The organism is Paenibacillus hodogayensis (genome assembly GCF_039536325.1).
GTDB classification, from domain to species: domain Bacteria; phylum Bacillota; class Bacilli; order Paenibacillales; family NBRC-103111; genus Paenibacillus_AB; species Paenibacillus_AB hodogayensis.
Map to the genome: position 1 here is coordinate 15,258 of NZ_BAAAYO010000010.1, position 23,193 is coordinate 38,450.

At 59.8% G+C, this 23,193-nt stretch carries 15 protein-coding genes; 2 read left to right on the top strand and 13 right to left on the bottom strand.

Annotation, left to right across the window (positions count from 1 at the left end):
- Nucleotides 1-586: 586 nt before the first annotated feature.
- The 4 genes from ABD796_RS19325 to ABD796_RS19340 all read right to left on the bottom strand — a co-directional run bounded on the left by ABD796_RS19325 (nt 587) and on the right by ABD796_RS19340 (nt 5,845).
- Nucleotides 587-3,166 (bottom strand): DNA internalization-related competence protein ComEC/Rec2, encoded by a 2,580-nt coding sequence (locus tag ABD796_RS19325; protein WP_344910657.1) that lies wholly within the window; start codon nt 3,164-3,166, stop codon nt 587-589.
- Between the two features lie 175 nt (nt 3,167-3,341).
- Nucleotides 3,342-3,854 carry a deoxycytidylate deaminase gene (locus ABD796_RS19330; protein WP_344910659.1) on the bottom strand — a complete coding sequence of 171 codons (513 nt, stop codon included), beginning with the start codon at nt 3,852-3,854 and terminating at the stop codon, nt 3,342-3,344.
- Nucleotides 3,855-3,865: 11 nt separating this feature from the next.
- Nucleotides 3,866-5,158, bottom strand: coding sequence for a homocysteine synthase (locus ABD796_RS19335; protein WP_344910661.1), 1,293 nt, complete (start codon nt 5,156-5,158; stop codon nt 3,866-3,868).
- Between the two features lie 114 nt (nt 5,159-5,272).
- The gene (locus ABD796_RS19340; protein WP_344910663.1) at nt 5,273-5,845 is read right to left on the bottom strand and encodes a ComEA family DNA-binding protein; all 573 of its coding nucleotides are present in this window, start codon (nt 5,843-5,845) and stop codon (nt 5,273-5,275) included.
- Between the two features lie 178 nt (nt 5,846-6,023).
- Between ABD796_RS19340 and comER the strand changes: the two genes are divergently transcribed.
- Complete coding sequence (gene comER, locus ABD796_RS19345) at nt 6,024-6,857, top strand: late competence protein ComER (protein WP_344910665.1); 834 nt, start codon at nt 6,024-6,026, stop codon at nt 6,855-6,857.
- 98 nt (nt 6,858-6,955) lie between these two features.
- Here comER and leuS read toward each other — a convergent pair whose 3' ends face one another.
- The 3 genes from leuS to fabF form a co-directional block, all read right to left on the bottom strand.
- A complete protein-coding gene (leuS, locus tag ABD796_RS19350; protein ID WP_344910666.1) occupies nt 6,956-9,406 on the bottom strand; it encodes a leucine--tRNA ligase in 2,451 nt (816 codons plus the stop codon).
- 422 nt (nt 9,407-9,828) lie between these two features.
- The gene (locus tag ABD796_RS19355) at nt 9,829-10,953 is read right to left on the bottom strand and encodes a DUF3900 domain-containing protein (RefSeq protein WP_344910668.1); all 1,125 of its coding nucleotides are present in this window, start codon (nt 10,951-10,953) and stop codon (nt 9,829-9,831) included.
- A gap of 229 nt (nt 10,954-11,182) precedes the next feature.
- Complete coding sequence (fabF, locus tag ABD796_RS19360) at nt 11,183-12,418, bottom strand: beta-ketoacyl-ACP synthase II (protein WP_344910670.1); 1,236 nt, start codon at nt 12,416-12,418, stop codon at nt 11,183-11,185.
- Between the two features lie 129 nt (nt 12,419-12,547).
- On the opposite strand from fabF, the gene ABD796_RS19365 reads away from it, so the two are divergent.
- Nucleotides 12,548-13,393, top strand: coding sequence for a helix-turn-helix transcriptional regulator (locus tag ABD796_RS19365; protein ID WP_344910673.1), 846 nt, complete (start codon nt 12,548-12,550; stop codon nt 13,391-13,393).
- Nucleotides 13,394-13,558: 165 nt separating this feature from the next.
- Here ABD796_RS19365 and ABD796_RS19370 read toward each other — a convergent pair whose 3' ends face one another.
- From ABD796_RS19370 to glgB, 6 genes are all read right to left on the bottom strand, one after another.
- On the bottom strand, nt 13,559-14,767 hold the full coding sequence (locus ABD796_RS19370; protein ID WP_344910674.1) for a HEAT repeat domain-containing protein: 1,209 nt from the start codon (nt 14,765-14,767) through the stop codon (nt 13,559-13,561).
- Between the two features lie 313 nt (nt 14,768-15,080).
- Nucleotides 15,081-17,042 carry a glycoside hydrolase family 15 protein gene (locus ABD796_RS19375; RefSeq protein ID WP_344910676.1) on the bottom strand — a complete coding sequence of 654 codons (1,962 nt, stop codon included), beginning with the start codon at nt 17,040-17,042 and terminating at the stop codon, nt 15,081-15,083.
- Between the two features lie 25 nt (nt 17,043-17,067).
- Nucleotides 17,068-18,498 carry a glycogen synthase GlgA gene (glgA, locus tag ABD796_RS19380; protein ID WP_344910678.1) on the bottom strand — a complete coding sequence of 477 codons (1,431 nt, stop codon included), beginning with the start codon at nt 18,496-18,498 and terminating at the stop codon, nt 17,068-17,070.
- Between the two features lie 118 nt (nt 18,499-18,616).
- Nucleotides 18,617-19,729, bottom strand: coding sequence for a glucose-1-phosphate adenylyltransferase subunit GlgD (gene glgD / locus ABD796_RS19385; protein ID WP_344910680.1), 1,113 nt, complete (start codon nt 19,727-19,729; stop codon nt 18,617-18,619).
- Complete coding sequence (locus tag ABD796_RS19390; RefSeq protein ID WP_344910681.1) at nt 19,726-20,892, bottom strand: glucose-1-phosphate adenylyltransferase; 1,167 nt, start codon at nt 20,890-20,892, stop codon at nt 19,726-19,728. The genes glgD and ABD796_RS19390 overlap by 4 nt, the downstream gene beginning before the upstream one ends.
- Before the next feature lie 15 nt (nt 20,893-20,907).
- The gene (gene glgB, locus ABD796_RS19395) at nt 20,908-22,854 is read right to left on the bottom strand and encodes a 1,4-alpha-glucan branching protein GlgB (RefSeq protein ID WP_344910683.1); all 1,947 of its coding nucleotides are present in this window, start codon (nt 22,852-22,854) and stop codon (nt 20,908-20,910) included.
- Between the last annotated feature and the right edge of the window lie 339 nt (nt 22,855-23,193).

Consider the following 23,193-nt stretch of genomic DNA (forward strand, 5'->3'; position numbering starts at 1 on the left):
AGGAAATGCAAAACTTATCTAACAAGGAGATGAAGTCATGCAAGCACGCATGAAAAACCCTGCAATGATCATATCCGACGCAATGAAGGCAATTCAGTCTTTAAGGTTGTGAACGATAGGAACTGTGTGCGGGATGTGTTTGATGCTATAGCGAATCCAACAGACGTCGATAGATTCGAACCGGAATCTCGACTGTCCAAGGACTCGAGGGCGCCAAGTGGGGCTGGACGAGCTGGTGCGGCGAGCTTGAAAAGGTATTCGAATACTAATCGCCTATTTGACCAAAAAATTAAAACCGGCTGCATACCGTATGCAGCTGGTTTACAGAATGGATTGTCAATTCATATCTATCTTCTTGAAAAGTTATACTTTTTTCTTCCAGGCGATTCAGCTTGTACATAGTGGCTCTCGTAACCGGAGATGCAGCTCATTTTTCCAGAGGGGTGGCTCACTACTTGCCGGAATAACGGCTCTATCGGACCGAAATATTCATGAAGTCCCTCTCCACCCAAAGTTATTAACAAGGCTCTAGGGCTGTAGTTGAGGCCTACCCCCAAAATGAAACAGCGGCGGACTAGAGCGGCACTCAGGAATCGGGACCGGGTCCCGGCAGCTTCGTCCGAACCGACATGCCCTTCCCGGTAACCTCGAATACGACTTCCCCTTCCTTGTCGGTGCGGCGGATGTCGGAGCCGATCTGCTCCAGACGCTCCAGCACGCCCGGATTCGGATGGCCGTAGCTGTTGTTGCGGCCGGCGGATATGACCGCCGTCTGCGGCTTCCAGAACGCCAGCCATTCAGCGGTCGTCGACGTCTTGCTGCCGTGGTGGGCGATTTTCATAACGTCCAGCAGGACCGCAGGTCCGCCGCCGCTCGTCCCCGGTGCGCTTGCCGGCGAACCCGACAAGCTCGCGGTCGCAGACGCAGTGCTGTTGCGCCAGCCGGACAGCAAGCCTGTCTCATTGTCCGCCACCATGTCGCCCGTGAACAAAAAGCGCGTATTGTACATCTGCATAAGCAGCACGACGGACTCCCCGTTCTGGTCTTCCGCCACGCGCAGCGGGCGGTCCGCTCCGGCCGAAAGCATCGTCAGCGTCGTATGCCGATCCAGCGGCCAAGAAGCTCCTTGCGGCACAGTTGCCAGCCGGGCGCCCTTGCTCATGGCGGTTTCGAACAGCTTGCGCGTCGAAGCGCTGCCTTTCCACGTTCCGTTCATGACGATCGTCCGGACCGGAATTTGCTCGACAACGGCCTGGAGGCCGCCGATATGGTCCTGATCCTGATGGCTGAAGACGAGCACATCGATCCGGTGCACGCCGCGCTGCTTGAGCAGCGGGACGAGCAGCTTGCGGCCGACCTCGTACGGGTCTTTTCGTTCTTTCCATTCCTCTCCCGGCTTGCGGAACGACAAGGTGCCCCCTCCGTCGATCAGCATATGGCGCCCTTGAGGCGACCGGATCAGAATCGCATCCCCCTGCCCGACATCGATAACCTGCACGTTTCCCGTCCGGTCGAGCAAGCCCGGGTTGTATCCGTACCACAAAAACAGCATGAACGCCGCCACGGCGGCCCAGGCTGCAGACGGTTTGCCGCCCTCCCTCCAGCGCATCGTGCCCGCATACGCCGCCCAGAGCAGCGCATAGAAGAGGATGACCCACAGCAAGGAAGGCTTCGGCCATATTAGCCGCAGCGGATCGTGGGTGGCAGCCCTATCGATCAGCCAGAACGTGGCGCCGTCGAGGCCGCCCAGAAGCCAGCCCAGAAGCGTGCCCGCCCTGACGGACATGGCGCCGACAAAAAGCGTCAACGTTCCGAGCGGCAGCACGATGAAGCTGATGAACGGGACGAGCACGAAATTGGCGAAGGCGGACAGCAGCGAGACACCGTTGAAATAATAAACGGTAACCGGGAACGAGATAAGCTGGGCGACGATCGTCACCGACAGCAGCGAATTCCAGGACGGCTTGCGGATCGGCAGCAGAGCCGAGAAGCGCGGCACCCCGACTATGAGCCCGAGCGTAACGAGAAACGACAGCTGGAAGCTGACGTCGTACAGGAAATACGGCTCCCACAGCAGCATCAGCACAGCGGCCAGTCCAATAATGTTCAACGTATCTTTCCAAAGGCCGCGTCTTGCCGCATACAGCCCGATCATCGCCATAATGCCGGCCCGCACGGCCGATGGGGAGGCCCCGGCAAGCGCCACGTACAAGGGCACGAAGACGAGCGTAATCGTCAAGATGCGCTCCTTCGTCAGGCGAAACAGCCGGAGCACCCAGATGAAGCCTGCTACAAACACGCCAACGTGCAGCCCGGAGATCGCGAGGATATGGGTCAGGCCGAGCTGGGAAAACTGCTGGTACAGCTCCGGGTCCATGTCGTCGGTCAAGCCGAGCACGAGGCTCTTCAAATAACCCGGATCGGGGCTCCCGGGAGGGAACAGCCGGTCGAACACGCTTCCGAGGTACAGACGGATATCGTCGTTCAAGCGCATCGCCCGATCGGCGGCAGCGCCTGTTCCGAAACGGGAACCGTCGCTCTCGGACAACGCTGCGACCCGCACGTCATCCAGCCCTTTGGCGGACAACAGCCAAAACGTATGCTTGCGGTACAAGTAGACGTCGTAATCGAAGCCGCCGAAATTGCGGGAAGGCTCCGGAGCCTTCAGTGCGCCGGTTAACGTGATCTGGTCTCCGCGCCCCCACGCAAGCGCACGGTCCTGCTCTTCCCGCTTCAGCAGCCGAATCGACACCTGCACCTTGTCCCGGACACTTGCCGCATCCTGCTCCGGCGGGAAGGAGACGGTGCGGGTCAGCAGCGTAAACGCGACCTTGTCTCCGTCCACATCGACCCGGCTTGCAATCGTGCCTTCGAGCAGCGCCTCCCATTCCGCCGCCCCTGCCTTGCCCGTTTGTACCGCGGTTTCGGGCAAGGAAATCGTCGGCACGTTGCGGGCGTCGTAACCCTGGTAATAGGCGGCGGCCGCTACCGCGACAAGGGCAAGGCCGGCCCAGCGGCGGCCGGGAAACGCCACAAGAGCGGCAATCGCGGCCAGCGCGGCGGCGAGAATGGCGATTTTCCAAGACAGCATACCGGATGGAAGCCTGCTGCCGATCGCCATGCCGAGCACCCACGCGAAAGCGAACAACGTTAACGGCCGTTTCATGACGAAGCCTCCCTTCCCGTGCGGCAACCCGATCGGCTAGGTCCGTTTAAGGAGGCTTCAGCGTATCCCGATTTGTTCGCAAGCAAAAAAAAGCACCCCTTCCGTTAAAAGGAGGTGCTTCCCCACATGTTTCGATGACAGGAGGAGGCGATGGCGTCGCCCGTCCTCCCCATTATCAATTCGTTACTTCCAAGTCGATGCCGGCCGGAGGCTCGTAGTCGGCCAGCTGACGAAAGCGGATGCCGCGGGTCACCATCATCTCCGTCACCTTTTCCTTATCCTTCGGATAAGTCCGATGGTAGACGATTTCGTTGACTCCGCTGTTCGCCAGCATATTGGCGCACGTCCAGCACGGCTGGTCGGTCACATAAACGGTCGAGCCTTCGCGGTCGCTGCGGTCGGTGAACAGCAGCAGATTTTGCTCCGCATGAATCGTCCGAATGCAGCGCTGCTTCTTGACCATTTCGTCGCGGCCGTCCACCCGCTTGACCTCGTACTCCTCGACGAGCATGCACCCGGCTTCCGAGCAGTCCGGGACGCCCATCGGCGCCCCGTTGTAGGCCGAGCCGAGCAGCTTCTTGCCCTGGACGAGCACGGCCCCGACGCGTCGGCGCGGACACTGCGAGCGGGTTGACGCCATGTAGGCGATATCCATGAAGTAAGTGTCCCAGTCCTTGCGTCTGCTCATGGCGGGTTTCCTTACTGCTGGCTTGCGCGGATCGCTTGATCGAGATCGTGCAAAATATCGTCGATGCCTTCGGTTCCGACCGACAGGCGGATCATGCCCGGCTCTACCCCGGTCGACAGCAGCTCTTCTCCTTCAAGCTGGCTGTGCGTCGTGCTGGCCGGGTGGATGATCAGCGATTTGGAATCGCCGACGTTGGCCAGGTGGGAGAACAGCTTGACGCTGTTGATCACCTTCTGACCGGCTTCCAGGCCGCCCTTGATGCCGAACGTCAGGATGGCGCCTTGGCCCTTCGGCAAATATTTTTGCCCGAGGGCATACGACGGATGGCTTTCCAGCCCGGTGTAGCTGACCCATTCCACGCCCGGATGCTTCTCCAGAAAACGTGCTACCGCAAGCGCATTGGAGCTGTGCCGCTCCATCCGCAGGTGCAGCGTCTCCAGCCCTTGCAGCAGCAGGAACGAGTTGAACGGGGAAATCGTCGCCCCGATATCGCGGGCCAATTGAACGCGCGCCTTGATAATATAGGCAATCGGTCCGACCGCATCCGCATACACGACACCGTGGTAGCTCGGATCCGGTTCGGTCAAGCCAGGGAACTTGCCGCTTGCTTTCCAGTCGAACTTGCCGCCGTCGATAATGACGCCGCCGATCGACGTGCCGTGGCCGCCGATGAACTTCGTCGCGGAATGGACGACGATATCCGCCCCATGCTCGATCGGACGGAGCAGGTAAGGGCTCGGGAACGTATTGTCGACGATCAGCGGAATGCCGTTCTCATGGGCAATCGCCGCGATCGCCTCGATATCGAGTACGTCGCCCTTCGGGTTGCCGATCGTTTCCGCATACAGCGCCTTCGTGTTCGGGGTGATCGCCTTGCGGAAGTTTTCCGGGTCCGACGAATCGACAAAGTTCGTATGGATGCCGAGCTTCTTCAGCGTAATCGCGAACAGATTGTACGTGCCGCCGTACAGCGTGCTGGACGAGACGATCTCGTCGCCAGCGCCGGCGATATTCAGAATCGAGTACGTGATGGCAGCTTGTCCGGAAGAGGTCGACAAAGCGCCGACTCCGCCTTCCAGCGCGGCAATCCGTTTCTCGAATACGTCCGAGGTCGGGTTCATAAGCCGGGTATAAATATTGCCGAACTCCTTGAGCGCAAACAGATTGGCCGCGTGTTCCGTATCGCGGAAACCGTAAGAGGTAGTCTGGTAAATCGGCACCGCACGGGAAAGCGTAGTCGGGTCGATCTCCTGGCCGGCATGGACGGCCAATGTGTCCAGGGAAAGCTTGCGTTGTTCGGTCATAGGTAAACGGTTTCCTCCTTTATATATTACCGGTATGTAGTAACTTCAATATTGTCTCATATTTTGCAGCCGTTGAAAAGACGAGCCTTGGGTTTGCAAGCTTTTTTTCACAGGTCAGGGACCGACCGTAATAAGCGGCTTTAACGTTTCGAACGTCTTCGCTCCGATCCCTTTCACCTTCTTCAGCTCGTCGATCGACCGGAACGAACCTTGCCGATCCCGGTGGTCGACGATCGCCTGCGCTTTCGAAGGGCCGATGCCCGGCAGCTTGATGAGCTCCGCAGCCGTCGCCCGGTTCAAATCGATAAGCCCGCGGCTATCGAACGTCTCTTTCGGACCCGGGCTGCCGGCATCGGCAGCAGAACCTGGCGAATGTTCCGCCCCGCCCGCCGCTTGCGGCGCTGCCGGCTCAGCGACCGGGGGATTTCCGCCGTCCACGGCAACGGCCCCGGCAGTCGCTGCACTCCCGGCGACGGGCGTTTGTCCTGTTTTGGACGAACCTTTGCCTGCCTTCCCCCCTTGCTCCCCTCCGCCGGCAAACAACGCGGCCATTTCCGCATCGCGTACCGTCACCGCGGCGTTATGCGCGACATTCCCTTGCACCAGACGCACTATCGCCCACAGCAGCAAGGCCAGCGTGCCCCATATGGCGATCGCGGTCCACCGGGCCGCCGATTTCGTCTCCATCTTCTTATTCTCCTCCTTTTTTTGGGACATCGCGTCATAATCCGTGCGCATGATGCGTATACATCAATGAAATGGCGGGCATCTGTGCTTAGGGGAACACCCCGGGCCCCGCCTCCCCGGCAACCGGGGAGCAAACTATACAGAGCGAAGCGTTTATTTTACCGGGAGGGATCGCCGCATGAAGATTGGTTTTATCGGAACGGGCAGCATGGGAACGGTGCTCATCGAATCATTCATACGCTCCGGAGCGCTCCAGCCTTCGTCCGTAATGGCGAGCAACCGCTCCCGGGACAAAGTGGAGCGCCTCGCAGCCCAGTATCCGGGACTGACGGCGGCCGACTCGAACAAGCAAGTCGCCTCCGCCTGCTCCACCGTCTTCCTGTGCGTCAGACCGCTTGTTTTCAAAACCGTTATCGATGAGATTAAGTCCTGCGTCAAGCCCGACACGACGGTTATCTCGATCACGAGCCCCGTTCTGCTCAAGCATCTCGAATCGTCCCTCCCCTGCAAGGTGGCGAAGGTGATCCCGAGCATAACGAACGGCGTGCTGAGCGGCGCGGCGCTGTGCATATATGGAGAGCGGATGAGCGATCAGGACCGGGCGGCTCTCGAGTGGCTGGTCGGCATGATCGGCAAGCCGGTCCGCGTGTCGGAGCAATTCACCCGCGTCGCTTCCGACATCTCCAGCTGCGGCCCGGCCTTCCTCGCCTACTTCGTGCAAAAGCTGGTCGACGCCGCCGTCGAGGTAGCCGGCCTACCCCGCGAGGAAGCGACCCGGCTCGCCGCCGATATGGTACTCGGCACCGGCAAGCTGTTGAACGAAGGCGGCTTTACGCCGGAGACGCTGCGCCGGCGGGTCGCGGTGCCGGGCGGCATTATCGAAGCCGGGCTCGAGCTGATGGAACGCGAACTGGACACGACGTTCGTCCGTCTGCTGCAGGCGACGCATGCCAAATACGACGAGGACGTCGAGAAGGTCGAGCAGCAATTTTACGGTCAAATTGTAGAATAAACGGCCGGCCCTGCGCCTGACGGAACTGCTTGTTCCCTGGCGAGGCCGACCGTTTTTTGTTTGTTTGCTTATCGGTTTATCGTTTTTTATACCTGCGGTTAACCGACGACGATGTTGACCAGCTTGCCTTTGACCGCGATGATCTTGCGCACCGTCTTGCCGCCGGTCGCCTCCTTCACCTTGTCGAGAGCCAGGGCGATTTCCTGCATGCCCGCCTCGTCGGTGCCGCTGGCGATTTTGACCCGGTCGGCGATTTTCCCGTTCACCTGCACGACGATTTCGACTTCGTCGTCGACCGTGAGCGCTTCGTCATACGTCGGCCAGGCCGCGTACGTGATGGACTCGCCGTGTCCGAGCTTCTCCCACAGCTCCTCGGCGATATGCGGGGCGATCGGGGACAGCATTTGCACGAAATGCTTCATCGCCTCGACCGGGAGCGCTTCGGCTTTGTACGCCTCGTTGACGAAAATCATCATCTGGCTGATCGCCGTATTGAAGCGAAGCGCTTCGTAGTCCTCGGTTACCTTCTTGATGCTGCGGTGCCAGGTCCGCTTGAACGCTTCGCTGCCTTCGCCGCCGATCTTGGCGTTCAGCGAGCCGTCCTCGTTCACGAACAGGCGCCAGATGCGGTTCAGGAAGCGGAACGCGCCTTCTACCCCGTTCGTATTCCACGGCTTCGTCGCTTCCAGCGGCCCCATGAACATTTCATACAGACGCAGCGTATCGGCTCCGTATTCCCCTACGATGTCGTCCGGGTTTACGACGTTGCCGCGCGATTTGCTCATCTTCTCCATGTTCTCGCCGAGAATCATGCCCTGGTTGACCAGTTTGTAGAACGGCTCCTTCGTGGAGACGACGCCGAGATCGTACAGCACCTTGTGCCAGAAACGGGCGTACAGCAAGTGAAGCACCGCATGCTCGGCTCCGCCGATGTACAGATCGACCGGCAGCCATTCCTTTTGCAGCTCCGGCGAGCAGAGCGCCTCGTCGTTGTGCGGGTCGATAAAGCGCAAGTAGTACCAGCAGCTGCCCGCCCATTGCGGCATCGTGTTCGTCTCGCGCTTCGCCGGCTTCCCGGTTTCCGGGTCGACCGTATTGACCCATTCCGTTACGTTGGCGAGCGGCGATTCGCCCGTACCGGACGGACGGATCTCGTCGACTTCCGGCAGCAGCAGCGGCAGCTCGGATTCCGGCACCGGCTTCATCGTGCCGTCCTCCAGGTGGAGAATCGGAATCGGCTCTCCCCAGTAGCGTTGGCGGCTGAACAGCCAGTCGCGCAGCCGGTAGGTCACTTTTCCTTGGCCTTTGCCGTTCTGCTGCAGCCATTCGATCATGGCCGCGATCGCCTGCTCGTTGCGCAAGCCGTCGATCGAGCCGGAATTGACGTGCTCGCCGTCGCCGGCGTACGCTTCCTTCGTCACATCGCCGCCCTGCACGACCTCGATAATCGGCAAGTCGAATTGCTTGGCAAACTCCCAGTCGCGCTGATCGTGGCCCGGAACGGCCATAATCGCCCCGGTTCCGTAACCCCCGAGCACGTAGTCGGCGATCCAGATCGGCGTCTTCGTGCCGTTGACCGGATTGATCGCGTAGGCGCCGGTGAAAACGCCGGTCTTATCCTTCGCGAGATCGGTACGCTCCAGGTCGCTTTTCATCGCGGCTTTCTCCTGGTAAGCCTTCACGGCTGCCGTCTGCTCCGAAGTGGAGATGACGCCGACCAGCTCGTGCTCCGGCGCCAGCACGCAATACGTCGCGCCGAACAGCGTATCCGGGCGGGTCGTGAAGACGGTCAGGCTGCTGCCGGAATGACCTTCAATCTCAAATACGACCTCGGCTCCCTTCGACTTGCCGATCCAGTTGCGCTGCATATCCTTGATGCTTTCCGACCAGTCGAGTTCCTCCAGGTCCTCGAGCAGCCGTTCGGCGTATTCGGTAATTTTCAGCACCCATTGGCGCATCGGCTTGCGGATGACCGGATGGTTGCCGCGCTCGCTCAGGCCGTCGATGACTTCCTCGTTGGCGAGCACCGTTCCGAGCGCCGGACACCAGTTTACCGGAACTTCGGCCACATAGGCGAGCCCTTTCTTGTACAGTTGGATGAAAATCCATTGCGTCCATTTGTAATAGTCCGGATCGGTCGTGCTCAGCTCGCGGTCCCAATCGTACGAGAAGCCGAGCGACTTGATCTGCCGACGGAAATTGTCGATGTTCGTGAACGTAATGTCCCGCGGATGCTTGCCCGTGTCGAGGGCGTGCTGCTCGGCCGGCAGGCCGAACGCGTCCCAGCCCATCGGATGGAGCACGTTGTAGCCTCTCATCCGCTTGTAGCGGGAGACGATGTCCGTAGCCGTGTAGCCTTCGGGGTGACCGACGTGAAGGCCCGCCCCGGACGGATACGGGAACATGTCGAGCGCGTAAAACTTCGGCTTGCCGGAGTTTTCCAGCACCTTGAACGTCTTGTTGCGATCCCAGTATTGCTGCCATTTCGGCTCTGAGGCGAGCGGATTGTATCCTTGCGTCTCTTTTGGTGTATCGTTCTGCTGCGTCATTGTTCGCACTTCCTCCCATTGGCCCCAATCGATTTCGTCACCATTAAAAACCAAAAAACCTCAGGTCACTAGCGTAATCGCTAGGGACGAGAGGTTGTATATCCCGTGGTACCACCCTAGTTGGCACGGACCGTACTTCGGCCTATGCCCACTCTACCCCTTAACGCGGGGACGACGAGCCGGTTTGCCGGACGCAGCGAACGCTTTCGCATAGCGCAAATCCGGGTCATACCGTTGGCTCCAAGGCGAGTTCGTTTGTCTCATTGCCGGCTTGCACCCGTACGCCAGCTCTCTGCGGAATGAGAATACACTACTGTTCCTTATCGACGCCTGTAATCGATATATAACTTTTTAACATTATAAATGCTGGATAGCGGCAAAGTCAAGCGGCCGACACCGTTTCGGAGCCGTAAACGAGCGCCCTACCACGGCACGCCGTCGTCGCCCCCGCCGCCATGCCCGTAAGGAACGTCCGGCTGCGGCTGCGCCGGCTTCTCGATCAGCTTGCGCGCCACGTCCTCGAACGATTCCGGATGCAGCAGCTCGACCGGGGAGAACCCTTTCTCGAACTGAAACGAGTCTCCTTCGATCAGCAGCACGTACCGGCCGTTCAGCGAAGCCACATGCACCGATTCGCCGTAATCGGAAAGCAGAGCTTTGACCGATACGCCGTCGAGTTTGAACTTCAACTCGACCTCGGGCTGGTGCTCGACGATGCGCATCGTCGCCTCGCTCACCTGCTCGTGGCTCCATTTCTGCTGAAGCTCGCGCTGCTCGCTCGCGGCCCACAGCTCCATCTCCTCGGCCTCGCGCTGCTTACCCTCGTGCTCGGCCGGCTGGTCCTGCCATTTTTGCTCGATATAGTCCTGCACCATGCCCATGACCTGCTCGTTGATCAGCTCCGGCACGGACGGCTCGTAAGAGACGAATTTGAGGAAATCCTCAAAATAACGCGCATGAGACGACTGGTGCAGTTTGATCTCCCATTCCTCGAGCATCCCTTCCTCGGGCATATGGGGGTATTGGATCGCCTTGATGTTCTTGGCGCTAATCGCCATCTCGACGTGGCGTACGAGACTTTTCTCGTCGGCGATGGAGGCGATTTTCGGTTCGAAGTCGCATTTCATCACGAACAGCATCGGATCGTCAAACCACCGGCTCAGCTTGGCCGCCGCCACGATCAGCGCGCCTCCGCGAACGGCGCTCGTATCCATATAGGCCCGGACCAGCTCGTCGCTCGCGTACAGAAATTCCTGGCCGTTCTCCGCGAACCGGATTCGCTGGAACAGCGCATAGTTCGGATTGCCCGCCAGCTCGAAGCCCGGCTCCACGATAAATCGCCCCAGCTTGGTCGGCACCTGCTCGTTGGACGGATGTCTTTCGGCTTTGCGCTTGACGATCCGGGCAAACTCTCCGTCGAGAAACTTTTTGATTTCGCTCGTTTCGTACGATTCGCGGTCGAGCGTCTGGTAATGTTTGAACGATTTGGACGATTGGTCCTCCGTTTGAATGACGAAAAAAGATAAATATTGGATAGAAAAATCCACGGCTGCAACGCTCCTTAATTCGGTTTCTTGCTCAGTAGCGCAAAGGCCCCCGCTGCCGCCGGCATCGATTCGCGCCGTACGGGCGTGCAAGGGCCCGGACTTCTACTTTATCAAAAAACCGCCGAGCTGGGAACCCGGGAGAAGTCCCGTCGGCAGGGCAATCGCATGAGACACAGTACGGCTATGCAGAGAAGACGGAGGGGAGCCTTTGGGTCCGCAAAAGCGTCGCTTACTCGAATCTGCTCAGCACGATGACTGCATTATGGCCGCCGAAGCCGAACGAGTTGGACAGACCGGTGCGAATATCCGCTTTACGCGCAACATTCGGCACATAATCCAGATCGCATTGCGGATCGGGATGCTCCAGATTGATCGTCGGCGGAATGATTCCGTCTTGAATCGTCTTGACGAGCACGACGGCTTCGATGCCGCCGGCTGCGCCCAGCAGATGGCCGGTCATCGATTTGGTCGCGCTGATCGGAATGTCGTACGCTTTGGCGCCGAACAGCTTTTTGATCGCTTTCGTCTCCGAAAGGTCGCCGATTTCCGTAGACGTGGCGTGCGCATTGATCGTATCGATCTCCTCCGGCTGCAGACCGGCGTCCGCCAACGCCTCCTTCATCGCCCGATAAGCCCCGCCCCCTTCGGGATCGGTCGCCACCATATGGTAAGCGTCCGAGCTGGAGCCGTAGCCGACAATCTCCGCATGAATGTGGGCGCCGCGCCGGAGCGCGTGCGTCAGCGATTCGAGCACGAGCACGCCGGCCCCTTCCGCGGCCACGAAGCCGTCGCGCTGGGCGTCGAAAGGCCGGCTTGCCCGCTCCGGCTCGTCGTTTCGGGTGGACATCGCGCCTGCGCTGCCGAAGCCGGCAAGCGACAAGTCGATGATCGTCGCCTCGGAGCCTCCGGCTATAACCGCATCCGCCCCGCCCCGCTGAATCAGCTTGAACGCTTCGCCGATCGCATTGTTGCCGGTCGCGCAGGCGGTCACCGGAGCCAGCGTGGGCCCTTTCAACCCGAACTGGATGCTGACCTGGGCGGCCGCCATATTGGCGATCATCATCGGCACGAGCGTCGGGCTTACCCTCCCCGGTCCGCGTTCCAGCAGCGTACGGTAATTGTCCAGCGTCGTCTGGATCCCTCCGATGCCGGAACCGATATAGACGCCGACCCGCTCCTTGTCCGTTTCTCCGGCGAGCAAGCCGGCATCGTCCAGCGCCTGTTGGGCCGCCGCGACGGCAAATTGGGTAAAGCGGTCCATCCGGCGAGCTTCCTTGCGGCCGAAAGCCGCATCGGGATCGAAATCGCGCACGAGGCCGGCAAATTTCGTTTTATAAGCTGACATATCGAATGTGTCGATTGGAGTAATACCCGAGCGGCCGGCAATCACAGCCGCCCATAATGTCGGGACATCGAGTCCGAGCGGGGTAATGACTCCCATTCCGGTAATGACTACGCGTTCCATGTGAACCATCCCTTTCGTATGAAGTTGCCTCTGACTTTACTAAGCATGTCACATCCGTTATCCTATTACAAGTTATAGCTTATCCTGGTATAATCCATGATAGGAAGCAAGGGAGGCGACCGTCACAGAATGAACAACGATCCGCGCATGCAGGCGCTATCCGAATTTTTGACCGCCCACCGCGCCAGGCTGACCCCCCAGGCGGTCGGCCTGCCTGCCGGCGGACGGCGGCGAACGCCGGGATTGCGCCGTGAGGAGGTCGCCCAGATTGCCGGCGTCAGCACTACGTGGTATACGTGGCTGGAGCAGGGACGCGACATTCGCATGTCCGCCCAGGTTCTGGAGCGCATCGCCTTCGCGCTGCAGTTGAATGAAGAAGAGCGGCGCTACTTGTTTACGCTCGCCCTGGAGCAGCCCGCTTCGGCGCGGGCCGAAGCGCCGGAAGCAGAGCTTTCCCCCGCGCTCCGGCTTATTGTGGACGAGCTGCGCTTTTGTCCGGCGATCATCTCCGACCGGCAGTGCGGCATTGTCGGCTGGAACCGGGCGGCGGCGGCGGTATTTATGGATTTCGCCCATGTGCCGGCCGAGGAGCGCAACTTGATCTGGCTGCTGTTTACGCGCAAGGAGCTGCGGGCGCTGGCCGCCAACTGGGAGCATTTCGTCCGCGGCTTCCTGGCGCTGTTCCGGTATTATTACGGCAAATATGTCGGGGATGCGTGGTACGGGGAGTTTATTGACCGGCTCAGCCGGCACAACGGGGAATTCCGCTCGCTGTGGGACATCAACGACGTCAGCTCCGCCCCGGAGGTACGCATCGAGTTTCGGCACTCCAAAGCGGGCAAAATGCTGTTCGATTTGACGTCCTTGCAGGTACAGGGCGCATCGGATTTGCGATGCAGCATCTACACGCCTTCGCCCGGCTCCGATACCGAAGCGAAAATGAAGCGACTGATGAGCCGCTTAAGCGAGAAATGACAACGGAACCGCCCAAGAAGCCGGTATGCCCGCTCGTTCAAGAGCGTCCCGCGGTCGAACGCAAAAAAGGCGCAAGTTCGTCGCAAACGCCGGAGCGTTCACGCGAATTTGCGCCTTGCAGCGGACAAGCCTTTCTATCAGAGGTGAAACGGCCCTGCTCGCGAATCAGCTTTCGTGAGGCACCGGCTTGGGCAAAATCGCCCGGAACTGGGCGGCCGCTTCGATGGACGCCTGGAAATCGGGGCTTGCGCTCAACATCCAGTTGCGGTGCAGCTTCGCTTCCTCGTCTTGCTCCAGCTCGCCGTAAGGCCAGCCGTCCCCTACGCCGACCGAGTACTGCTTCATCAGCAGCAGGAACGCATTGCTCCACTGGCGGGTTTGGCGGATCGTCGGCACGAACGGATAATATTGATCGTAGGCCGCACGAATCAGCGTATGCACGACCTCCTGCAGCACGGACGGGATGTCCGCGCCGGACAGCTTCTCCGCCAGCTCCGGCGGCAGCTCCGGCTCGTCGGTCGACGCGTGGCGCTCGTACTCGTCCTCGGTGACGACGCCCTGCGCCTTGGCGATCCACAGCTTCATCCGGTCCAGCGCCGGCTTGTAAGCGGCCGGGACGGAAATCGTCAATTCGGGCTCCGGGTTGTCCAGATTGATGACGTAAGGTTCGCCCATCTTATGGATCTTGATATTGCCGCGTACCCCCAGCCAGCGCAGCGTCAGCAGCGCCTGGGTAATCACCTTGCCGTTCAGATCCTCGTTGCGGCATACCCGGCGTAGCAGCTTCTCGCTGCGCGGATCGGGAATCAGACAAAGCAGGCGGACGGCGGTAAGCGCCGAATCCGTATCCTGCTCCAGAGCGGCCTGAATGCGGCTGAATGTGGCGTCGAGCGTACCTTGCGACAGCTGATCCAGCTCCATCTTCCGGCTTGCGAACTCCTCCAGGCTGAACACGCCCTGCGCCTTCAGCAGCGCTTCCCCCTGCTGCTCCTCCAGCTTGCGGTAGTTTTGGTCCAGCTCGTCGGCAAGCTGACCGTAATTGTCGCGCTCTTCGCTCGTGAGCCCGAACCGCTTCGACATGGCGCGGAACCATTCCGCAAGCGCGAGCGGGCTGCGCTGGAACATCATCATGGCGAAGGTGACCAAATTTTTATCGAACGGCAGCCCTTCCTGCCGGGCGTAGCGGGCCAATGCGGTTTGCGCGTCGTCTTCCCGGCGCATCAGGGTGAACGACATGATGAGCCCGTTCCAGGAAGCTGCGTCCGTATTGTCCTGGGCTACGGCCTGATAGAAGGAGAAAGCAGCCGCCCCGTAAGAATCCTGATCCAAATAGTAGCGTCCCATTTTGCCAAAATCCGCGAATGCACTCATCATCTCTCGACCCCTATTCCATGATAAGAAAACACGTCCATGACGTACTTCAAGTTGAGCGACCGCGTTGGTAGCGGAAGTGATTGCCGGTTCGAACTTCGTCTTGCAGCCGGCGCCCCATATCCGTTGCGATTGGAAGCGGATACGCTTCCAGTTCCGGTCCGCTCCGTGTAACGGCCGGACCGTCGGCAATGGTACTGCATACGGTACTACAAGTATACCGTACAAACGCACGAAAAGCAGCCTTTTGGGGCTGCTTTCGCCAATTTTTCCTCATAATCGACGTTGCGGGGCAATTCCGGGCGTCTCTTGCGGGTTATACGCCAAGCTGCTCGCGCTTGCGCACGTATTTGCATACCGTCTCAACGTAGGTCGCGTGCGACCACGTCAGCGGGGCGACAGACAGCGGCGTTCCGTCGATCGGGTGAAGCTGCTCCGGCAAATTCCCGCCGGGCAGCGTCCAGCCTGCAACTTTCTCCAGAGCGGCGCGCGGCGCCTCCAGATCGTTCGCCGTCAAGGCGGTCTCGATCTGGAAATTGGCCACCCACAGCGTACAGATGATCCACGGGTTGCCCGGGATGCGCTCGATGTCGCCGCTTTGCTGGAAGTAGTAGTCGTTCGTATAGCGGGCGATGCCTCCGACGTCGGTCCGGACGGCGAGATCGGCGGCGATGGCGTTCATCGTCCGGCTGACGCGCTCGTCGCTGGCCGGCAATACGCCGAATTCGAACAGCCCGAACAGGCTGCTTTCCAGCGTCATATCCTTCTCCCAGCCGTGCTCCCGCTGAACGAGGCCTCTCGCGAACCGTCCCGTCTGCTCGTCCCACAGATGGGCCAGCAACCCCCGCTTCATCTGCTCCGCGACGAGCCGGTAATGGTCGCTGCGCTCGTAATCGCCGAACAGATCCGCGAAGAAGGACGCGGCCATCAGCCCGCCGTACACGCTGGAGACGGTATACGTCCAGATGCCGTACCGCTCCTCCCACAGATCGTAGCTCGGCAGCGGCAGACCGAGCTCCGGATCGATATAGTTGCACAGGAAGGACGCGGCCTTGCGCACCAGCGTCGGGTAGAGCGCCTGCGGCAGCTCGATCTCGCCGTGGCGCTCGTAGTCTTTCCAGAGCGCGAACAGGACGAGCGCCGTCTCGTCTTCCTGGATCGGCAGCCGCGGCTCGTCGCCGACGATGTACGGATGCCAGCTCGAGCCGACCGTCCCGTCGGGATTGTACTTGTGGTACAAATACCCTTCGGGGGACAGCACCCGGTTGCAAAAGTGGAAAAACGGCGCAATCGTGCCATGATAGCCCGCCAGCGACATCGCGGCGGCGATCAGCGCCCCGTCTCGCGGCCACATGTAGCTGTAATGGTCGCGGTTGTACTGCAAAATATCGGTATCGTTCGCCGCCAAAATGGCGCCGCGCTCGTCGATCTGCGTGCGCACGATCAGCACGCTGTGCTTGAACAACCGGACAACGGCCGGCGACAGGTCGCCGAACCGGTCCCCCACCCGCGACAGCCAGTGATTCCAGTAAATGACGATCCGGCTCAGCAGCTTCTCGGGCTGGCTCTCCTGCACATATTGATCGAGCCGCTTCACTTCGGCCAGGTCCTGTCCGACAGCCATCCAATAGTAAGCCGTCCCTTCGCCGCGCGGCGGCAAAACGACGCGGAGGCTGATCGTGCTGTCCACCGAGCCTTGGGCGATGGCGTTGCCCATCAGCTCGCCGTCCTCGGCGTCCCTCCATGTCCCTTCGGCGGAATGGAACCGTTTGATGCCCGTCGTATACTGGTGAATACCGCCAAGCCTCGTGCTGCCGTTGAACATGAAATAATATTTCTTCTTATAATGAAATACGGTCCGATTGTCCGGGTAGTAGGCCGCCGTGTCGCCTACCTCGTTGCCGTCGATCATCAGATCCTGATGAAAAAACAGCTTGACCTCCTTCGGATCGCCCGTCAAATTGCGGATAAAGATGCGCTTGATGTAAATGCATTCGCGCTGATGCACCCCGTCGTTCATTTGCAGCTCCAGGCCGAACCGCTCGTGACGGGCGGTGACGTTCGTCACGAGCGAGTTCTCGATGTAGCCGAGCTCGATGCGCCATTCCGGGTCGTCCAGCCAGGCGAACTCCCCGTTGCACCATATGCCGAAGCGGCAAGCTTGTCCGCCCGTATGGTTGACTTGTCCGACATAAGGGTAATACATATCCCGAATAAAGCAGCGGTGGTCCAGATTGATCAAGCATTTGCCGTTGCCGATGACCAGATGTCGCGCCATGCCCACAGTCCCTTCCGTAGCAAAATCATCCCGTAGCGAGCTCTCGGTACAATTGATGGTATTCCTTGGATGAGGCGTCCCAGCCGCAGTCCTTCCTGGAGCCGTTCAGCACGATGCGTCTCCAGGCGTCTTCGTCCTCGTAAAAAGACAACGCGCGCTGTACCGTATGCAGCAGATCGTGCGCCGAAGCCGGACCGAAGCTGAAGCCGTTGCCTTCCCCGGTATATTCGTTGTAAGGCTGAACCGTATCGCGCAAGCCGCCGGTCTCGCGTACGATCGGCACAGTCCGATAGCGCAGCGAGATCAGCTGGCTGAGCCCGCAGGGCTCGAAGCGCGAGGGCATCAGGAACATGTCCGAGGCGGCATAGATGCGCCGTGCCAGCCCCTCGTTGAAGCCGAACCATACGGCTATCCGTCCCGGATGGCGCTCGCAGGCTTCGCGCAGCATCGACTCGAAGCGTGGCTCGCCCGAGCCGAGCACGACCAGTTGAAGCCGCTCCTCCATCAGAGCGGGCAGCGCTTCGCCGATCAGGTCGAACCCTTTTTGCCCGACGAGTCTCGAGACGATGCCGATAAGCGGCACTTGTCCGTCCTCGTCCAGCCCCAACTCCTGCTGCAGCGCCGTCTTGTTCAGACGCTTCTTGGCCAGCGAATTGCGGTACGGCACCTTCACATTGACATCGTTCATCGGATCGTAGCTGTCCGTGTCGATGCCGTTGACGATGCCGAGCAGATCCCCGGCCCGCTGCCGCAGCACGCCGTCCAACTGCTCGCCGTATTCGGCCGTCTGAATTTCGCCCGCGTAGGTCGGGCTTACCGTCGTAAGCTTGTCCGCGTAACGCAGCCCCGCCTTCATGCAGCTCCCCGCCCCGTAAAACTCCAGCCCGTCCTCACCGAACAGGTCGTCGCCGACCGAGAGCAGATCCTGCAGCAGATCCCGCGAGAATACGCCCTGGTACATCAGGTTATGGATCGTAAACACGGTGCGGATCTGCTCGAAGCCGGGATGATACGCATACCGGGTGCGCATCAGGAACGGGATCAGTCCAGTCTGCCAGTCGTGGCAATGCACGACGTCGGGCAGCCGTTCCTCGCGGCAAAGCGCCTCCATGAAAGCAAAGCTGAAGAAGGCGAAGCGTTCCGCTTCGTCCCCGTACCCGTACAAGCTGCCCCGTTTGAAATAATACTCGTTGTCAATCAGCAGAAACCTGACGCCGTCGACCGTCACTTCCTCCAAGCCGCAATACTGACTGCGCCAGCCGAGCGACACTTGAAACATGCCCTTCCCGGTCGTAGCGGCGGTCACTCCGGCGGGGATTTGCCCGTATTTGGGCATGACCACCGTTACATCCACGCCGCGTTTGGCCAATGACTTCGGCAGCGCTCCGACCACGTCGGCCAATCCGCCGGTCTTTACGAGCGGCGCCGCCTCCGACGCCGCGAACCAGACGTTCATTTCCATCCTCCTCCGCATTCGTTGCCCCGTCCCACATGGGGACTTACAGCTTTCCTCAAGGGAAGCGGCGAAGCTGCGGCCGCAAGCGGACTGCAGTCCTTCGCCCGGTTATCCGGCTTCAAATCACGTTGCGCTTGATCGCGACAAACGGCGTATCCGTCGAGCCTTTCAGCCCTTTGGCCGGACGCACCTCGACTTCCTTGTCGAGGATGCAATTTTCCAACGAGCTGTTCTCTCCGATAATGCCGTTCTGCATGACGATGCAGTTGCTGATGACCGCACCCGGACGCACCTTCACCCCGCGGAACAAAATGCTGCCGTAGACGGACCCCTCGATCTCGCAGCCGTTCGCAATCAGCGAATGCACCGTCTCCGAGCCGCGCCGGTACCGCGTCGGCGGCTCATCCTTGACCTTCGTGAAGATCGGACCCGGACGGAAAAACAGCTCGTTCCATACGTCGGGGTTCAGCAGTTCCATATTGTGGCGGTAGTAGGCCGGGATCGTATTGACGACGCCCAGCGTCCCTTCGTGCAAATAGGCGTTCACATGCAGCTCGTTCAGGCGCGGCAAAATCGCGTGACGGACGAGATGGTCCCGTCCCTGGGCAAGCGACGTTTCCACCAGCTCGATCAGCAGCTCCTTGCGCAGCACATACATCTCCATCGAGATAATATCGCTCGCCAGCCGGCCGTAATGATCCTGCATATCGAGCACGCGGCCGTCGGCATCCATGCGCACTTTGCGGGTGAGGCCGGTTTGCGCGCCAGGCCACTCCTTGCACACGACGGTGATGTCCGCGTTCCGTTCGCGATGCTGGGCGAGCACGCGGGCAAAATCGATGTTGCATACCATATGGCTGCGGGTGATGACCACGTACTCCTGCTGATTGCGCGCGAAAAAATCGCGGTGGCGGTAAAAGTGGTACAAATCCCCTTTGCCGAAGTCGGACTGGTCCTCCATAGCCGGCGGGAGCACGAACAGCCCGCCTTTTTTATGGTGCAGGTCCCAATTGCTGCCGGACCCGAGATGGTCCATCAACGACCGGTATTTCGTATGCGCGAATACCGCTACGTTCGGCACGCCCGAGTTGACCATCGAGGACAATACGAAATCGATCAGCCGGTAACGGCTGCCGAAAGGTACGGTTGCCAGGCAGCGTCCGTCTGTCAGCGGGCCCATCTGCTCGGTTTCGTGAATCAGGTTGACGACGCCCATCATCGGCAGCTTCATCCGATCTTCGCCTCCTTTATCGTCGGCTCGATCTCGATGACCGACCCGCTGCCGACTACGGCGATCTCCGCCGAATCGAAGCTGCCGACCATGCAGCCCTCCCCGACGACCGCCCCTTCTCCGACGATCGCCCTCACAACCCTGGCCCCCCGGCCGATGACGGCGTTCGGCATTATGACCGATTCCTCGATCAGGCTGCCGGCGCCGACCTTCACCCCGTGGAACAGGACAGACCGGTTGACGCGTCCCTCGACAACGCAGCCTTCGTTGATAAGCGAGCACTGCACGCTGGCCTGCGGCGATACGTATTGCGCCGGACGGTTGGGGTTTACCGAATAGATGCGCCAGGAGCGGTCGCACAAATCCAGGGCGGCGTCGTCCTCCAACAGGTCCATGTTCGCTTCCCATAAGCTTTCGATCGTGCCGACGTCCTTCCAGTAGCCGCTGAAACGGTGGCTGTACAACCGCGCCCCGCCATGCAGCAAGGCCGGAATAATGTCTTTACCGAAATCGTTCGAGGAGCTAGGATTCGCCTCGTCGCGCAGCAGCGCATCGCGCAGCGCCGGCCAGGAGAACACGTAGACACCCATCGAAGCCAGGTTGCTGTTCGGCCGCTTGGGCTTCTCAGCGAATTCCACGATTCGCCCGTCCTCCGCCACGCTCATGATGCCGAACCGGCTAGCGTCCGCCCAAGGCACAGAGATGACCGCGATCGTGGCGTCGGCCCCATTGCGCTTATGGGTTTCGAGCAGCTCGTTATAGTCCATCTTGTATATGTGATCGCCGGATATGATCAGCACGTATTCCGGATCATACCCTTCGATAAAGCCGAGGTTTTGATAAATCGCATTGGCCGTTCCCTTGTACCATGTACCGCCCTTCTGCCGCACGTAAGGCGGAAGCACGTGCATGCCGCCCTCCTTGCGGTCGAGCCCCCACGGGCTGCCGATTCCGAGATGGCGGTTCAGCTCCAGCGGCTGATATTGCGTCAGCACACCCACCGTTTCAATGCTGGAATTGACGCAGTTGCTGAGCGTAAAATCAATAATCCGGTATTTCCCTCCAAACGGTACGGCCGGTTTGGCCAAATCTTTCGTCAGAACGCCCAGCCGGCGACCTTCCCCGCCGGCAAGCAGCATGGCAACACATTCGTTACGGCGCATATCCGAATTCTCCTCTCAGGGTGTGGTGGCTTGCTTGCCGCGATTGCCGTCCGTCCGCGAACGGAGCGGCTCGAGCAGAATAAACGACAACGGAGGAAGCGGGAGCTCGATGCTGAAGGGCATCCCGTGCAGCTTGCGCCGGTCGGCCTTCACTTGCCGCATCTGCCGTTCCTTGCCGCCGTATTCCGCTGAATCGCTGTGGAATATGACGCTGTAAACAGAGCCGGACGGCACCCCAATGCGGAACTGCGGATAATCGGTGCGGGAGAAGTTGCAGACGGCCACGAGGTGGCGTCTGGCGTCCTTCCCTTTTCCCCGCCGGACAAACGATACGACGCTCTGCGCCGCATTGTCCGGATCGATCCAGCGAAATCCGTCGGGAGCGTGGTCCCGTTCCCATAAAACCGCCTTGGCGGCGTACAGCCGGTTCAAATCGTCGACGCAGCGCCTTATGCCCGCATGCAGCGGATAATCGAGCAGCAGCCAGTCGAGACCTTCATCGTCTTTCCATTCGTCGTATTGACCGAACTCGCCGCCCATGAAGAGCAGCTTTTTGCCGGGAAACGACATCCAGTAGCCGTAAAACAAACGCAAATTCGCGAATTTTTCTTCATACGTGCCGGGCATTTTGTTGAGCAGGGAGCGTTTGCCATGAACCACTTCGTCATGAGAGAGAGGCAAGATGTAATTTTCGGAGTAGGCGTACATCATCGGGAAGGTAATCCAGGAATGTCGGGCCGGTCTCTGTTCCGGATCGGTCTCCATGTAACGGAGCATATCGTTCATCCAGCCCATATTCCATTTGTAGTTGAAGCCGAGACCCCCTTGGTAAGTGGGCGCTGTCACTCCGGGCCAAGCCGACGAATCTTCGGCGATCATCAGCGTGTCCGGGTAATAACGGAATACCGTTTCGTTCAGCTTGCGCAAAAAAGCCAGCGCATCCAGATTCTCGAAGCCGCCGTGGCGGTTCGTCGTGTGCATTTCCGGAGGCTTGTCGAACCGCAGATCGATCATGCTGGCGACCGCATCGACCCGCAAGCCGTCAATATGGAACAGCTCGAGCCAGAACAGCGCGTTGGAAATGAGAAAGCTTTGCACCTCCGGCTTGCCGAAGTCGAACGCCAGCGTTCCCCACAGCGGCTTCTCCGCCTTGCGCGGATCGGCATCCTCGTAGCAGGGGGAGCCGTCGAACAGCCGCAGGCCGTGGTCGTCCTTGCAGAAGTGGCCGGGTACCCAATCGAGCAGCACGCCGATGCCGCGCCGATGGCAGCGGTCCACGAGCAGTTGCAGGCCCGCCGGAGGACCGTAGCGGCTCGTGGCGGCGAAATAGCCGGTCGTCTGGTAGCCCCACGATTTGTCGAGCGGATGTTCCGCCCATGGCATCACTTCGATGTGGGTGTAACCGCCGGCGGCGACGTATTCGACAAGCTCGTCGGCCAATTCCGCATAAGTCCGGAATTGCTCGGGCTGCTCCATCCGCCACGATCCGAGATGCACCTCGTAAATGAGCATCGGACGTTCGTATGGCGGGCGTTCCGCCTTGCGCTTCATCCAGGCGGCGTCCTTCCAGCGGTACCCGTCCAGCCTGGCGACTACGGAAGACGTCGCAGGCCGCAGCTCGGCCTGAAAGGCGAACGGATCGGCCTTCAGCCGCTTGTCTCCCGTACCGTCGATCAGCTCGTACTTGTACAGCGTTCCTTCCCCGATGCCGGGAACGAAGCCGCTCCAGACGCCCGTAAAGCCGCAGCGGCGCAGCGGGTGGGTGGAGCCGTCCCACTCGTTGAAGCTGCCGGCCACGCGCACCTCGCTTGCGTGGGGCGCCCATACGACGAACTGAACGCCGTCAGCGCCTTCGACCGTCCGCAAGTGGGCCCCGAAGGTGCGATAGGCGCGGAACAGCTCGCCGTGATTAAATAAATACAAATCCTGGGAAGCGATGGACGGAAAAGCTAACGCCGTCATGGGCGGGGCACCTCCTTGCAGCAGCAGATGGATAGCAAACTTGACCCTAATGTTATTTTTTTGTAAAGATATCTAACAAGAAATGAAGCTTTAATCTGATTATAAGTGAATTCCGGAATATTTTCACCATAATTTCCAAATTAATTTTCATTTCAGAGCCCAATTGTATACTAAACAAGCTATATCATTCAATACCCAGAAACGGTATCAACAAAACATATCACCATACGACAATTTTCCTCACTTCACTAAAAATAAAGTCGTCAAACTTCCCTTGAGCCATGCGGCTTGCCCACGGAACCCCCGCCCAAACGGGTCCGCGGCGCGCCGGATTCGACA

Bases quoted from the DNA above. Each gene is read 5' to 3' on its own strand.
- fabF (WP_344910670.1), bottom strand. From the start codon at position 12,418: ATGGAACGCGTAGTCATTACCGGAATGGGAGTCATTACCCCGCTCGGA.
- ABD796_RS19330 (WP_344910659.1), bottom strand. From the start codon at position 3,854: ATGAGCAGACGCAAGGACTGGGACACTTACTTCATGGATATCGCCTAC.
- leuS (WP_344910666.1), bottom strand. From the start codon at position 9,406: ATGACGCAGCAGAACGATACACCAAAAGAGACGCAAGGATACAATCCG.
- ABD796_RS19335 (WP_344910661.1), bottom strand. From the start codon at position 5,158: ATGACCGAACAACGCAAGCTTTCCCTGGACACATTGGCCGTCCATGCC.
- glgA (WP_344910678.1), bottom strand. From the start codon at position 18,498: ATGAACGTCTGGTTCGCGGCGTCGGAGGCGGCGCCGCTCGTAAAGACC.
- ABD796_RS19370 (WP_344910674.1), bottom strand. From the start codon at position 14,767: ATGATGAGTGCATTCGCGGATTTTGGCAAAATGGGACGCTACTATTTG.
- ABD796_RS19365 (WP_344910673.1), top strand. From the start codon at position 12,548: ATGAACAACGATCCGCGCATGCAGGCGCTATCCGAATTTTTGACCGCC.
- glgD (WP_344910680.1), bottom strand. From the start codon at position 19,729: ATGAAGCTGCCGATGATGGGCGTCGTCAACCTGATTCACGAAACCGAG.
- comER (WP_344910665.1), top strand. From the start codon at position 6,024: ATGAAGATTGGTTTTATCGGAACGGGCAGCATGGGAACGGTGCTCATC.
- ABD796_RS19390 (WP_344910681.1), bottom strand. From the start codon at position 20,892: ATGCGCCGTAACGAATGTGTTGCCATGCTGCTTGCCGGCGGGGAAGGT.
- ABD796_RS19325 (WP_344910657.1), bottom strand. From the start codon at position 3,166: ATGAAACGGCCGTTAACGTTGTTCGCTTTCGCGTGGGTGCTCGGCATG.
- ABD796_RS19375 (WP_344910676.1), bottom strand. From the start codon at position 17,042: ATGGCGCGACATCTGGTCATCGGCAACGGCAAATGCTTGATCAATCTG.
- glgB (WP_344910683.1), bottom strand. From the start codon at position 22,854: ATGACGGCGTTAGCTTTTCCGTCCATCGCTTCCCAGGATTTGTATTTA.
- ABD796_RS19340 (WP_344910663.1), bottom strand. From the start codon at position 5,845: ATGGAGACGAAATCGGCGGCCCGGTGGACCGCGATCGCCATATGGGGC.